Annotated in this window: 7 protein-coding genes; 1 reads left to right on the top strand and 6 read right to left on the bottom strand. The window is 56.3% G+C overall.

What is annotated here, in order from left to right:
- Window positions 1-74: 74 nt before the first annotated feature.
- Complete coding sequence (locus M4951_RS23610) at window positions 75-1,592, bottom strand: sulfatase (RefSeq protein ID WP_262024052.1); 1,518 nt, start codon at window positions 1,590-1,592, stop codon at window positions 75-77.
- Between the two features lie 213 nt (window positions 1,593-1,805).
- On the opposite strand from M4951_RS23610, the gene M4951_RS23605 reads away from it, so the two are divergent.
- Window positions 1,806-5,999 carry a PA14 domain-containing protein gene (locus tag M4951_RS23605; protein WP_262024051.1) on the top strand — a complete coding sequence of 1,398 codons (4,194 nt, stop codon included), beginning with the start codon at window positions 1,806-1,808 and terminating at the stop codon, window positions 5,997-5,999.
- 77 nt (window positions 6,000-6,076) lie between these two features.
- Here the strand turns inward: M4951_RS23605 and M4951_RS23600 are convergent, their stop codons facing one another.
- The 5 genes from M4951_RS23600 to M4951_RS23580 all read right to left on the bottom strand — a co-directional run bounded on the left by M4951_RS23600 (window position 6,077) and on the right by M4951_RS23580 (window position 14,980).
- Window positions 6,077-7,519, bottom strand: coding sequence for a TonB-dependent receptor (locus M4951_RS23600; protein ID WP_262024050.1), 1,443 nt, complete (start codon window positions 7,517-7,519; stop codon window positions 6,077-6,079).
- 630 nt (window positions 7,520-8,149) lie between these two features.
- A complete protein-coding gene (locus tag M4951_RS23595) occupies window positions 8,150-9,751 on the bottom strand; it encodes a class I SAM-dependent methyltransferase (protein WP_262024049.1) in 1,602 nt (533 codons plus the stop codon).
- Window positions 9,752-9,875: 124 nt separating this feature from the next.
- A complete protein-coding gene (locus tag M4951_RS23590; protein ID WP_262024048.1) occupies window positions 9,876-12,560 on the bottom strand; it encodes a bifunctional acetate--CoA ligase family protein/GNAT family N-acetyltransferase in 2,685 nt (894 codons plus the stop codon).
- 381 nt (window positions 12,561-12,941) lie between these two features.
- A complete protein-coding gene (locus M4951_RS23585; RefSeq protein ID WP_262024047.1) occupies window positions 12,942-13,964 on the bottom strand; it encodes a hypothetical protein in 1,023 nt (340 codons plus the stop codon).
- A gap of 242 nt (window positions 13,965-14,206) precedes the next feature.
- Window positions 14,207-14,980 carry a hypothetical protein gene (locus tag M4951_RS23580; protein ID WP_262024046.1) on the bottom strand — a complete coding sequence of 258 codons (774 nt, stop codon included), beginning with the start codon at window positions 14,978-14,980 and terminating at the stop codon, window positions 14,207-14,209.
- Window positions 14,981-15,044 lie beyond the last annotated feature (64 nt).

Raw genomic sequence — 15,044 nt, 5'->3', positions numbered from 1 at the left:
GCGGATCTTACGACAAGAAAAACAACAAGGCGCCCTTCATGGACGCCTTGGTCGTTGGATTCAGGAAGCGGAAGTTACGATGACTTCACGTTTCCTGCCTTATCAAACTGGACGACCGTGCCGTCGTCTTCATACTGCTTACGCAGCTTTTTCAGTTCGGACTTCATCTCGTTCAGAACTTCCGCATAGGCGGAGTCGTCGTAAACGCTCTTCAGCTCTTTCGGATCCTTCTCTAGATCGAACAGTTCCCACTCGTCGGTCTTGTAGAAATGGATCAGTTTGTAGCGATCGGTGCGGACGCCGTAATGAGGCGCGACGCGATGCGGTTGCGGATATTCGTAGTAGTGGTAGTAAACGCTCTTGCGCCAATCAGGGATCGTCTTCCCTTCGAGCATCGGCAAAAAGCTGCGGCCTTGCATTTCGGCGGGGATCTCGACGCCGGCGGCGTTCAGGAATGTTTCGGCGAAGTCCAGATTCATCACCAACGCGTCGTTGGTCGCGCCCGCTTGGATCTTCTCGGGCCAACGAACCATCAGCGGCGTGCGGAACGATTCTTCGTACATCCAACGCTTGTCGTACCAGCCATGTTCGCCGAGATAAAAGCTTTGGTCCGACGTGTAAACGACAATTGTGTTATCGGCCAAACCGCTGTCATCCAAATAATCCAGGACGCGACCGACGTTGTCATCGACCGCAGCGACGCAGCGGAGATAGTCTTTGATGTAGCGTTGGTACTTCCAACGAACGAGATCGTCTCCCTTCAGGTCGGCTTCTTCGAACGCTTTGTTCTTCGGTTCGTAAGCGGCGTTCCACGCGGCTAGTTGCTCTTTCGTCAATCCTTTCGGCTGGGTCAGCTTCAGATCGTTCGGGTTCATATGATTGGCGATCGTCATCTCTTGCTCAGACGCCGGCGTGGCCCGATTCTCGTAATCGTCAAACAGCGTGTCGGGCTCCGGAATCGTTTCGCCGTCGTACATGTTCAGGTACTTCGGTCCCGGCTGCCAGTTGCGATGCGGGGCCTTGTGTTGATAGACCAGCAGAAACGGCTTGTTGGGATCGCGACTTTCCTTCAGCCAGTTCAGCGCCAGATCGGTAATGATGTCGGTCGTGTAGCCGGTGTGCTTGTGCTTTCCGGTATTCGAGAGCATCGTCGGGTTGTAGTACGGTCCTTGCCCTTGCAGTACTTCCCAGTAGTCAAAACCGGTCGGATCGCTGACCAGGTGCCATTTGCCGACGACGGCGGTTTGATAGCCCGCTTTTTGCAGTAACTTGGGATAGGTCAACTGCTTGCCGTTGAAGCGGCTGTGATTGTCAACAAAGCCATTCTTGTGGCTGAACTTGCCGGTCAGAATCACGGCGCGGCACGGACCACAGATCGAATTGGTGACCATGCAATTGTCGAAACGCATTCCTTCTTTGGCGATGCGATCGAGATTCGGCGTTTGGTTGATCTTGCTGCCGTAGCAACTGAGCGCGTTATAGGCGTGATCGTCCGACATAATGAACAGAATGTTCGGCTGATCCGCGGCCGCGGCGACGCCGGAAAATAGCAGGACGGTCAGAAGGGTGAAAAAGGGGGGGGCATGCTTCATCACAGACTCGCAAGGCAGGGTATCATGAACTAAGGGCGACGATCGCCCTCAAGTTTAGCCCAGTCAGAAACCGTTTGCGAATAGCTTGGTTCCGGTCTGTGTTCGTTTATTCTTAATGTCACGAGATATCAGGTGCAATTTACGGAGCGGCGCAGTAGACTGGAAACGCTGTAGACCCCCCCCTCTACCCTCCTTCCTTACTTGCGGTTCTTCATGCCTGCCTATCGCATTCTCGCCGCCGTTTGCTTGTTTGTTTTCGGTTCGGTTTCGCTGGTCTCCGCCCAATTTGAGGACGAATTCGCCTCGGGGTTGATCGCTGACTACGTCGCCGCCGACGGAACGCAATGCCGTCGGATCGATCCGCAGATCGCTTTCAACTTTGGCGCTGCTGCGCCCGACGACCGGGTGAGCGGCGGCAAGTTCACCGCCAAGTGGGATGGTTTGCTGCTGACCAAAACGCCGGGCCCTTACACGCTGTATGTTTACGCCCAAGGGAAAGTCCGGATTCAGATCGAAGACGAAGTGGTGCTGGACGCCGAAGCGAAGACGCCTGGTTGGCTGACCGCCAAATCGATCCATCTGAAATTTGATTGGCATCCGCTGCAGGTCGAATTCTCCAAGACCTCTCCTGACGCACAGATTGCCATCTATTGGACCGGACCAGATTACTCGCTAGAGCCGATCACGCCCGAGTGGCTCTTTCATGAAATCGACGATACGTTCGCACAGCCGTTTGATACCGGGCGCGATCTGGTGCGATCGCATCGCTGCGGCGCTTGCCATGGTGGAGATCGCTCAACCGAGTTGCCGGCCCCGGCGCTCAACCGAGTCGCCGGCCATCTGTCGCAACCTTGGATTGTCGATCGACTGATGAGCGCCGCCAGAGAAAGCGAAGATTCGACGCGCAAGATGCCTCACTACAATCTGCCCCCAGGGGATGCCGAAGCGATCGCCGCCTATTTGGTGGCGGAATCGGACTTGGTGGGAGAAAAGGGGAAGCCAGACAAGGGGGGCTCGGTTGGTGCCGGCAAACGAATGTTTGAGTCGCTCGGCTGTCTGGCCTGTCATCGTGTCGGAGAGTTGGGAGCGGCTGGACCTTTTAGCGGCGGCGATCTCAGTGACATCGCGGCCAAGCGACCGCCCCACTTTTTTGCAAAATGGCTGGAAGATCCGGCGGCGTTGAACGCCGATCACCGGATGCCCGTTTATCAACTGGATGGCGATTCTCGCAAGCATTTGGGCGCCTACTTGGCGACTCTATCCAAGTCAGGCAAACTCGCGTCGACGCCGCAGCAAAAACAAAACGCGCTAAAAGTCAAGCAAGGCCGCGACCTTGTCCTGGCCAATCGCTGTGACGCATGTCACCGCTTGCCGGGCGATTTGAAGGACGACGCGCGGAAGCCGTTATCGACGTTGACCTCCGGCGACTTGTGGCGCGACGCTTGCTTGGCGGCGCCCATGGTTGAAAAGCATCCCGGCTATCGCTTGCCGGCGGAAGAGCAGGAAGCGATTCGTACCTATCTGCGCCAAAAGGCGCCCGGCAAGCGATCCGCTGCGGCTGAAGTTTCCGGCGCTCAAATCGTGCGCGAACGCAATTGCCTTTCGTGTCATGCTCGCGGCATCGGCAAAGGCCTGGCGCCGACCGCCGCGCAGGCGGCGGCCGCTGACTCGGCGCTCAGCGCGGTTCTGCCGACGCTCACTCCTCCGTCGCTGAACAGCGTGGGAGACAAACTGCATGACCAGGCGCTGATGGACATCATTCTGCGCAAAGACCCGGTCCATCGTCCTTGGCTCAAAGTGCAGATGCCGCGGTTCCGACTCCAGGAAACGGAGTTGACAGCGATCAAGGATTATCTGGTCGAGCAAGATCGGATCCCCACACACCCGCTGGTCGGACGCCCTTCCGAAGTGGATCCCGCGGCGCTGGCGATCGCCGGCCAGCGCTTGGTCGGCGGTGAAGGGTTCAACTGCACCAGTTGCCATGCGGTCGGCGATTGGCGGCCGTCGGACGCGCCGTTGAATGCGAAGGGGCCGACTCTCTCGATGCTGGGAGATCGGATTCGCCGCGATTGGTTTGATCGTTGGGTGCGAAAACCGGCGCGAATCGTGCCGCAGATGGAAATGCCGAGCGTCACCGTTCCGGTCAGCGGCGTGCTGCATGACGAGATCGATGATCAACTCGCCGCCGTTTGGCACGTGTTGAACACGCCTGATTTTCAGCCGCCGAAACCGAACCCAGTACGAGTGGCCCGCCGCAGCGGAATCGTCAGCGATAACGAAACTGGATTGGTGCTGACCGACGTGCTGCGTGATGTCGATCGCAATTTGCAATTCATCAAACCGCTGCTTGTTGGGTTGCCGAACCGGCATAACGTGCTGTTTGATCTCGAAACAGGTCGTCTAGCGTCATGGACATTGGGCGACGCCGCGTATGAGCGGAGCGAAGGAAAATCATGGTTCTGGGAATTGGCCGGCGCCGAGTTGCTCGCTATCGGCGACGACACGCCGGAACTTGCGCTGGTGGAGCCCAGCGGAAAGTCGCTCGCGCCGCAGACTACGGGCCAGTTTATTACCAGCGTAGACCGTTGGCGGCGCAACAGTGACGGAGGCGTTTCGGCCGACTATCGTTTGACGTTTGGCGAAGAGAAGCCGCAAACGTTGCAAGTACGACAAGCCATCACGCCGGTCTGGGACGAACAAGGCGCTCATGGATTCGTCCGCACGTTTCAAGTGCAAGAGATGCCTGCCGGCTATCAACTGGCGCTGCGGCTGTTAGATTCCAAGCAAACGCCATCGGTCGAAATCAACGGCGACACGCTGACGATCGCCAAACAAAAACTGTCGATCTCCGTCGCCGGCGACGCCAAGCTGCTATCGTCCGGCGTCGTGCAAATCACGCCGACCAGTCAAGAGGCGAACTTTTCGGCCCGCTATCTCTCGAGCTTGCCGGAAGATCGTTATCCGCCGCGACCGCAAATAGAGCCGTCGATCGCCGCCGCGGCCGAGTTGACGATCACGCCGGGTTGGTCAGCGCAGCGCTTGCCGCTGACGGTCGAACTGATGCCGACGGCGATCGCCTGGCGTCCGAATGGGGACATGGTAGTCGCTTCGCTCAAAGGGCGAATCTGGTTGGTGCGCGACGCCGATGGAGATGGGAAACAAGAAACGCTGATCCCGCTTGATATCGAATTGGCGGCGCCTTTTGGTTTGGCCGCTTACGACGGCTATCTTGACGTGATCAACAAGTATTCGTTGCTCCGGATCTTCCACGATGACGCCGGACATGTGGAGCGGATCGAAACGTTAGTCGATGGTTGGGGACATACCGCCGACTATCACGACTGGGCGATGGGACTGCCGCAAGACAAGGACGGCGCCTACTATATCTCGACCGCTTGTCAGCAAGATGGCCGCTCGCAGGCCGCTTCCAAGTGGCGCGGAGTCGTGCTGAAGTTGATCCCGCGCGAGCCGACCGCCGACGATCCGAGCTATTTTAAGATTGAAGAACTTACGGCGGGGCATCGCTTTCCGATTGGTATCGCCCGCAACCAGGCTGGCGAACTGTTTGTGACAGACAATCAAGGGAACTACAACCCATACAACGAATTGAACCATATCGTGCCGGGCAAACGATACGGATTCATCAACAAGATCGATCGCAAGCCAGGCTTTGCGCCGGTAGAGACGACGCCGTCGATCGCGATTCCGCATCCTTGGACCCGCAGCGTGAACGGCATCTGTTTCCTCGAAACGTCGGCGGCGCTGCGACAAAAGATCGGAGCAGACTATTTCGGCCCGTTTGAAGGGGATCTGATCGGCTGCGAGTACGACACGCGTCGATTGGTTCGCATGAGTCTGGATCATGTGGGAGACGCCATCCAAGGCGCCATCTATCCCTTTACCCACGATCCCGGCGACGAAGTGAAGAACGCGCTGCTAGGGCCAATCGCCTGCGCCGTCTCGCCGAGCGGAGAGCTGGTGATCGGCAACATGCGCGACGGCGGTTGGGGCGGAGGCGCCAACGTCGGCTCGCTGGTGAAGATGCGACCGCTCGAAAAGACGATGCCCAGCGGCATCGATGAAGTCCGCGCGACCAGCGATGGCTTTGTGATTCGCTTTACGCAACCGATCAACGCACCGGCGGCCGCCGACAAGCAGAGCTATACGCTCAATTCGTATCGTCGCCAATCAACGCCTGCGTACGGCGGCGATGATATTGACTCGCGTCCCGAGACGATTGACCTGATCGAAATCAGCGCCGACAAAAAGGAAGTCCGCCTGCGACTCGATGAGCTACGCGCCGGATTCGTGTACGAATTGCATGTCGATGATCTTCTCGCCGGCGAAGGCAAGCAGCTCTTCCCGGCCGAGGCGCACTACACGTTGAACGTGATTCCAACGAAGTAGGCGAAATTGTCACACCGGCCCGCAGCGCAACTTCAAAAAACGCAAGCAAGTTGCTGCGGGCCAAACAAGAGACGCGACTACTTTGGGATGGCGCAGTTTTCGTCTTCGGGGCAGTGATAGTCGAAGAACTTGCGGTCTTTGATCACGCGGGCGACCGATGCCGGCACCATCTTTTCCCAGGCCGCGTCGCAATCGCCGATCTTACGCAGGACATCGCGAGAGAAGATCCCCAGACACTCTTTATCATAGTTGTCGAGGTTATTGATGCCGCCGCGCCCCAACAAGTAGCCGTACAGCGGCTGCAGTTCTGGTTTGATTTCCAGATTTTCGCAGGTGGTCAGTTCACCCGTCTGGTTGTCTAGCAGCGGATAGCAGAAGATCTTCAGGTCGTTTTTGAACAAGCGTCCAAACGATTCGAGGATGCCGCCGGCCAGTTCGGTGTAGTACTTCTCGTCAAACAGTTCACGCAGACTCCCGGCGCCCATCGTGATGGCGATTTTTTCTTTGGTGCACTGCGAAAGATAGGCGGCCAGACGATAGTATTCAAAATAGTCGGAGATCAGAACATTCATCCCGCAAGAGGCCATGATGTCGACGCGTGCGAGAAAGTCGCGGCGATCGATTTCGCCTTGGGCTTTGAGGTTCCGCATGGTGATCTCCATGATCTGCGCAACTTCTTTCCCTTTGACGGCGGGAAGTTCTGAGAACTTTTCATGGGCGCACTGCAACATGTCGAGGTTGACATTGCAGACCGGGCGAAAGCTGCCGCGTTCGACCAGGATCGGCTTGCGATAGAGGAACTCAGAAGGTTGCAGCACTTCGCCGTTGGCGGCGAACATCGCCGCGCCGCTAAGGCCCAGCTCGACCAGCTTCAAACTCATCAGGCGATTGTCGACGCGACGAAACGCGATCCCCGAGAACTCGATCATATCGATCTCGATACGCGAGGTCGTCAGACCATCGAGCAGCGAATCGACCAGCAGTTCTGGTTCGTGATTGAAGGCGAACGCGCCGTAAACAAGGTTCACGCCGACGATGCCGAGCGCTTCTTGCTGCAGCGCGGTCTCGTTATCGAGCATCCGCACATGGATGATCACCTGGCTATCTTCGTCACGCGGATGGGCCTGAAATTTGATCCCCATCCAACCATGACATTCACTTCCCCCTTTATAGCCGCGAGCGGCGACCGTATCGGCGAATGCGAAAAAGGTGCTGGTTTCGCCCCGAATCTCGGTCAGTCGGTCCAGGTTGAGCTGATGCTCTTGATCCAACATCGCCTGCAGACGCTCGCGGCAGACATAGCGCCCGGCGCGTCCGTAAATTGCGTCGCTCACCTGCATGTCGTAGGCGGACATGCTTTTTGCAATCGTGCCGGAGGCGGCCCCGGCACGGAAGAACCAACGAACGACTTCCTGACCAGCGCCGATTTCGGCGAAGGTGCCGTAGCGTCGCGTATCGAGGTTGACGCTGAGCGCCTTCTGGCGAGTTTCAACAGACTTGATAGCTGACGATTCGATCATGCGATTTTGCAAGTTGAGCACTGTGGTTCGTAGGGAGGACGGAGAGGAAACCGAGCTTGCAGCTTAGGTGAAATTGCCATATTCAGTGTAGCGAATGAGCCGCAAACCATGTCAAGAGATCCCATTGTTAAGTTCCTGACAGGATCAACTCCGCCGCACCAGACGCTACACACGGGACGAGTCAAGTTCTCAGCACGAGCGAAGAACGCAAACGATATGCCAATTTGCCCGTAACTGGCGCTCCCTCGACAGAGCAACCACTTTCGGGCGATACTCGCTGCGCAACTGCATGAATTCAGGCAAAAACCTGCCCACAGAAATTGCAACCAGCGAGCCGTTGGACCGACATCGGATCTTCCCGTAAAGCGATACTCGACAAGCGGCGCCCTCAAGAATGAGACGAATTTGCGGATTGCGGGTTACGCGTACGGTGGGGCAAATTCGGGGGGAGGTTTAAACGGCATTGTCCGAATAAAGCGACGTCTGGGCCAGTCGAAATTGTTTTCAACTGCAGTAAAGAAAGGCGAGACACGCATGCCAACCAGATGTTAAACGAGACAACCGATGATCGGACGGTCCCCCAGTGCAATCGCCTCTTTGCGAGCATCTAGCGCCGAGTTGAGCATTGCCTTACACCACGGAACTGGGAATATCTTTTCGCCGTAGTTCGAGAATATTTTGGGAACAAGAAAAGCGATAGCGTGTCGCTGACTCTTCAAAGTTATTACGGATATATTCCTCGAGTTCTAGCTTCGGTGGCGATCCCGATGATCCCATGGGAAACAGATTTAGCATGAATTCCGCGATTTCGTACGTCGTGGAAAGACTGTTGGCGGTTACGTAGCTTTCGATGCGGTGAATGGAGGCTTCAAACTCGTCTCCCTTCTCCACTAGAAAAGCATCACTTAAGGAAAGCAGGTCGAACTTAATGTGGCGAAACTTTTCCAGCATCTTCATGCAGTCGGTATCCGACTGCTGCAGGATAATCCAGGCTCTTCCCCCGGGCCGAATCCACGACGCGATTCGCTGAAGATGTTTGGCCCAAGATTCTTGAGGAAGGTAGTAAAAGACATGTGAACAAATCACTAAACATGCCGTGTTTGGAGGAATATCGGCAGTCAAAATATTGTCTTGGAGGGCTTTTGCTTTTGGGCAGGCGTTTCGCAATTTTCTCCGCAGAAACGGATTTGGTTCGATCGCAATTACCGACTTGAATTGTTCGGCAAGATGTGCTGTTAATTCTCCACTGCCGGCCCCGGCGTCGATCAAAGTTTTCGCATCCACCAATTCGATAAGGCGAGAATCCATCCATTCACAAGCCTTATCTTTTTGATCGGTATGGGCCAGGAAATTTTTAAACGCGTTGTGATACATCTCAGTATCGGATGTATAAGCACGGGCTTTTTTGGCCATGTAAATCGCGTAGACATCGGGAAAATAGAATTTCCAAGTCAATCGCAAATCGATGACTGAATTTGTGACGCAGAGTGCGGACGCAATCGACAGAAATGTCAGATCCGATAACTCGAGCTGAGTGTACGCAAGCGTTAAAATCAGGATGAGTATCGAATGGAATGTATTGTTGGCGATCCAAACCTGTGGCGCAAAATCTCGGCTTGGGTGAAGTAAGATTCGGATTGACTCGCCAAGATCGGGAATTAGTTTTTCTTCCGGCGCAAGGTCTTTCGTATGTCTTCCAAGGCAAGTAACAACGAAAAGCCAAAGCGAATTGGTAAGTAACAAGCAAGTGAAGAACGCAATAAATAGTCTTGGTGCACTGACAAATCGTCCCATGAATACGAAGAATATACCGTGACTCAGTAGGACGATGATGTCAAAAAGCCGCCTCCTCCCGGTGAAGTTCTGGAGTTCGTGTTGTAAGAATTGTTCTTGACTGCTGCTCGCTTTCGCCCACGTCAATTCATAATAGTATTGATCCAAATATCGACTGTCTCCAAAGTAGAAGCGCACGAAAGTCGGCAGAAACACGAAGACAAAAAGAAGAATCGAAAAGGCATGGGTTTGAAATGGTAAATTGGCAAACGCTTCCCCTGTGGGAGTGGGTAGAGTGGCTCCTGTTAATGATTCCGTAATTGCGACCATCTGCATGACGGCCGACACCAACGAAAATGCCATCACGATTTGCCAGCCCCACTTCAAGGAATCGCGTGAATTGGCGAGCAGATGCTCTACAAACTGATCGCGTTTGCTCCAGTCCGATTCAATGGCCATGAGACACCCCTTCTTTAAGGCGGATTCCTAGCCTCCCAGAAAAGGGGTCATATTAGCACCCACTAATGAATATGCAAGCGATTTTGATAGAAATTCAAGCAATCTACTTTGGAGGCGACTCCCACTACACCAGCTTCCGCGCCAACACCGCATCATCCGCCGTCTTAAAGTCCAGCTCAAACTTCCACTTCCGGAAGATCTCGATCATGCGGTTATTGTCGGGCGTCGTTTCGGCGACCATTTCTTTCATGCCCCAGTCTTTGCAGATCTTGAGCGAATAGTTGGTCAGGATCGAGCCGAGTCCGCGCCCTTGGTAGGCGTCGGAGACGAGGACGCCGTAATCGGCTTCGCGGCGATCGGGATCGGCGACCAGACGCGACGTGCCGATCAGCTTGCGCTCGCCGTTCTCGACGATCTCGGCGACTAACGCCAGTTCGCGGTCGTAGTCGATATAGCAAAACCGCGACGCCATGTCGTGCGTCGTTTCTTTGAAGAGATAGCGGAAGCGGAACCAGATGGTTTGCTCAGAGCAGTTATTGTGCAGGTCGATCCAGAGCGGCTCATCCTCGGGCTTGACCGCCCGCAGCAAGATCTCGGTTCCATCGCTCAAATAGGCGGTGCGGGTCAGTTCTTCCGGATAAGGACGAATCGCTAGATGCGAGTAAGGACGCGGCGGATTGAGGAACGCATCGCGATCGAGAATGATCCGCGCGTCGAGCGCCACAACATCGTCTTCGGTCGCCAGCAGCGGATTGATGTCGAGCTCTTTAATCTCGGGGTAGTCGGCGACCAGGTACGAGATCCGCATCAGCGTTTCGATCAGGCGATCAACGTTCACTCCCTTGCGCCCGCGATAACCTTCCAGCAGCGGCCAACTGCGAAGCGATTCGAGCATCCGCCGCGCCAAGCGTTCGTTAACCGGCGGAAGTTCCAGAGCGCGATCGCGGAAGATTTCGGCTGCGATGCCGCCGGCGCCGACCATCAATACCGTGCCAAAGACGTCGTCTCGTTTGGCGCCGACGATCAGCTCATGGGCGTTGGGGGCCGAGATCATCTTTTGGATCGTCACCCCTTCGATCATCGCGTCGGGGCGTTTTGCTTTGGCGGAAGCGATCATCGCATCAAACGCCGCTTCGACGCGTCCGGCGTTCGAGAGATTCAGCTTCACGCCGTCGACGTCGGTCTTGTGCGTGATTTGCGGCGAGAAGATCTTCATCACGACGGGGTAGCCGAGTCGTTCGGCCAGGATGACCGCGTCTTGTTTCGACCAGGCGACGTGCGGCTTGGTGACCGGAATCTCGTACGCTTCGAGCAGCGCCTTCGACGTGCTTTCCGACAGCACTTCGCGGCCTTCGCTAAGGATCGTGTTGAAGACGGCTCGCAGCTTGACGCGATCCAACGGAAACTTGACCGGCATGTCGCGCGGCGTTTCGTACAAGATCTCTCGATTGCGGGCATACGAGACAAGATGCATGAAAGAGCGAACCGCCAGTTCGGGCGAAGTGAACGTGGGCACGCCTTGTTCGTCGAGATGGTTGACCGCGGCGCGAATCATTTCGCCTCCCATCCAGACGCACAAGACCGGCTTCGGGCTCTTCTGTACGATCTGGGCGACTTCTCGCGCGGTCCCCATCGGATCGGTCATCGCCTGGGGAGTCAAGATCACCAGTGCGGCGTCAACTCCCTTGTCGGCCAAGGTGACCTTCAGCGCTTCGGCATAGCGCGTTGGGTCGGCGTCCCCCAGGACATCGACCGGGTTGTTGTGCGACCAGGCGGCGGGAAGAAACGCCGTGAGCGCATCGGTCGTCTCCGGGGCGAGCTTCGCCAGGCGGCCGTTTTTCTCAAGCAGCATGTCGGTCGCCATCACGCCGGGACCGCCGGCGTTGGTGACAATCGCCAAGCGGTCGCCGGTCGGCAGCTTTTTGCTGGCCAGCAGTTCGGCGCAGATGAACATGTTGTCGCTGTCAAAGACGCGCACGATGCCGGCCCGCTTGAACGCCGCTTCGTACACGGCGTCGACGCCGGCGAGCGCACCGGTATGCGAAGCGGCGGCTTGGGCCGACTCGGCGAAACGTCCCGCTTTGTAGGCGATGATCGGTTTTTGCCGCGCGAATGCCCGCGCGGCCGACATGAACTCGCGCGATTCGCTGATTGACTCAACGTACAAGATGATTGAATCGGTGTGGGGATCGTTCGCCATGTAATCGATCAAGTCGCCGATCTGCACGTCGAGCATATTGCCGACCGAGATGAAGTGCGAAAAACCAATGTTCTTCTGCAGCGACCAGTCGAGCACCGAAGTGCAGAGCGCGCCCGACTGCGAGATAAACCCAACGCGACCCGGCAGCGGGCTGCTTGCGGCGAAGCTGGCGTTCAGGTGGACCGAAGTCGACATCACGCCTAGGCAGTTGGGGCCGATGATCCGTAGGCCGTCAAACTTGGCGGCGGCGGCGAGGATTTGATTTTCCAACTCCATTCCGGCTGCGCCCGTTTCGCGAAATCCGGCCGAGATGATGACGACGCCGCGGGTTCCCTTGGCGCCGATCTCTTCAATCAATCTGGGAACGCCGGCGGCCGGAATGCAGATCACCGCTAGATCTGGGGCCTCGGGCAGATCGGCGACCTTGCCAAACGCCGGCAAGTCTTCGATCGTGTCGTACTTGGGATTGATGGGATAGATTTTCCCCTGGTAGCCGGCGCCGAGCAGATTTTTGATGACGGTATTGCCAACGCTCCCCAGGGTACGGCTAGCTCCGATCACCGCGACCGATTTCGGGTGAAAGATCTTAGAGAGATTACGAATCGCCATGCCGCCTGGACCTCGTTTTGCAAAGAGGCTTGTCTGAGAAAAAGAATTGACCGGGGCGCGTATTAGGCTACTCGGATTAGGCGGCGGGTGAAATATGCCGACCGCGTGGAAAGAAGTAGTTGCAACCAGCGCAGCGCTGGTTTTTGCGAGCGTAACGCGAAGATCGGATCTTCGCAAAAGATGAGACTGGCCGCAGTTTTAAAAGAGAAATCGCGCAGTTTCGCTGACGATGGTCAGAAACCAGCATCGGTGCAAAGCGTGGCCGTGCCGCTCTGTGCAGACCAGCTTTAGCCGCTGCGCGGTATCTGACCTCAGCTGAGCGTCAAGTGCATTCCACGGCTACCGCTCGACTAACGACGCGTTTTCCAGCAGGAAAGCTGGTCAAACCAGTGACATAATCTCGGATGCCAGCAGCCCGATTCCAAACGTGAGAATTACGTTTGCTACCAAAAAGCAAAGCGTTCTCGCGATGAGCCGCATTCCACGAAAGCGGCATCCCGCCCTGAGTATCCACGCGACCGCAAGCAGCGTCCCAATAGCAGCCGCCACCGTCCCCCAGATCACGATCTCGGTAGGAGTTCGTGCTTGCGCCACGTAATACGCGAATTGCCGAGCCCCCATGCCCAACAGCCCCGCTGCGACAAATGCTGCGATCGAGATGCCGATCGCCCCTTGCGCAATCATACCGCTCGACATCCACTGCATATCACGATTAAACAGAGACTCGACGCCGTCGGTCGCTTTCAGGCAGAGGGAATTCACCAGGCTTCCCAGGACAAGGGAAATACCAAACAGGAGTAAGATCGCCCCCCAGCTTGGTCTCCAATCGGCCAGTTGCTTGGCCTCTACAGCCAGCTTTTCTGCGGCCAGTCGATTCCTCTCCTTTTCTCGTTCCGCCTCTTGCTTCTGACGTACCACGTCTTGTTCAGCCTGAATGACCGAGACAAGTTCATCCCGGACATCGTCTGGGATCTCGATCCATGTAGTAAATCGGTTTCCCAGCTTGGCTCCGGATGCGTCCAATCCGGTCACAAAGATATGCGTATAGAGAGGCACGCCGTTGGGAACGCGCCCCGCTCGTTCCTTGAATTCCTGAATTCGCCGCGGGCCGATGTCCCGATAGCCTAACTCTCGTTTCATCGCATCGACCAAGGGACCGTTGGCTGGATCCACTCGAAAGTCAAAACCGATGGGAACTTTGGTTTCGGCCACCCGATATGTCAATTCGTAAGGGGGCGTGCCTCCAGTCACTGTCGCTTCCGGAAGTATCGCCTCCTCCCAGGAAATGAACTCTGGAAACGACTCCACCTTGGGAGCCGCTCCGTCCGAGATCGAAACTAGGCAGAACCATACGATGGAAACGCTGAGGACAGCCCATCCATCCGATCGTAAAGAGGAATTCATGGCGCGGCGACTCTCGGAGCTTTTGCGTGAAAATGGAGAGAGAAACGAAGCGAAAGCCCGCTCTGAAAGAGGGGATCTTCATCCCCCACAGTTCAGCACACGCGAATGAAGTTTCGTAGATGTGATCGTGAAAATCAGCTGCCCAAGAGAAGAACGCCGGAAAAGTTTAGAACTCGGCAGACTTGCTCTAGAAATCGCGCAGTTTCGCTGACGATGGCCAGAAGGAGCGCCAACATGATCGCCTAGTTGTTAAACATCGCTTCGATCTCGGCGGCGGTCAGTTCGCGGTCGGTCGGCTCTGATTGGGGCTCCTCAGCGGAGGCGACAGACGCGCCATCGGCCTTTTCTTCGGTATTGTCTTCAGCCGGCGCTGCTGCGGCAGACTCGGCTTCTAGTTGGCCAGCGGCCTGTAGAAGCGTTTCGATTTCGTCCAACGACTCATCGGCGTCCAAGGGCGCGGCTTCAGGTTCCGCAGCGCGCAACAGACTTTCGACCTCATCGTCTGCCGAAGATTCTAGCGCGTCTTCACTGATTAGCGACGACATATCGTTTTCTTCAATGATGCCATCGGAGCCTAGAGCAGCTTCTTCCACGGCTTCCACTTTCGCTGGGGCCGGAGGCGGAACCTGTTGCTTGGTGGGGGGGGCCTGTTTCTCGGCTGACTTCTTCGCTTCTTTCGCCGCTACTCGGCGCTGTTCTTCCTCTAGGCGTTTGGCTAACTTTTCGGCATTGATCTCTTGAAGTCGAGCAGACTTGTCATCGGCTTCCTCGGCGTCGTCTTCGTCGTCGAGATCGCTGTCGTCACTTTCCTCTTCCTCGTCGTCGGTATCGTTCGGCTCAGCGTTTGCTTCGTCCGCGGTCGGGAGCTCGTCCTCAAGCTTTTCGATGCGAACCGTCCCTACCGACTCAGCATCGGCGAACAAGATCCACCAAGGACGCGGGCCGTATCCCAGCATCACGGCGGCGGCGAATCCCAGGATGAGATTCAGAACGGAAATGAGCGCAAATAGAAGCAACGGAAATCCTCGTGACGGCCTTTACAATTCAGCTACTTACGTAGACTGCGAAGCAAATATAGGT

Source organism: Blastopirellula sp. J2-11 (assembly GCF_024584705.1).
Taxonomy (GTDB): Bacteria; Planctomycetota; Planctomycetia; order Pirellulales; family Pirellulaceae; genus Blastopirellula.
Note: the sequence above shows the minus strand (reverse complement) of the source record. Positions and strands in the feature narration are given on the sequence as shown.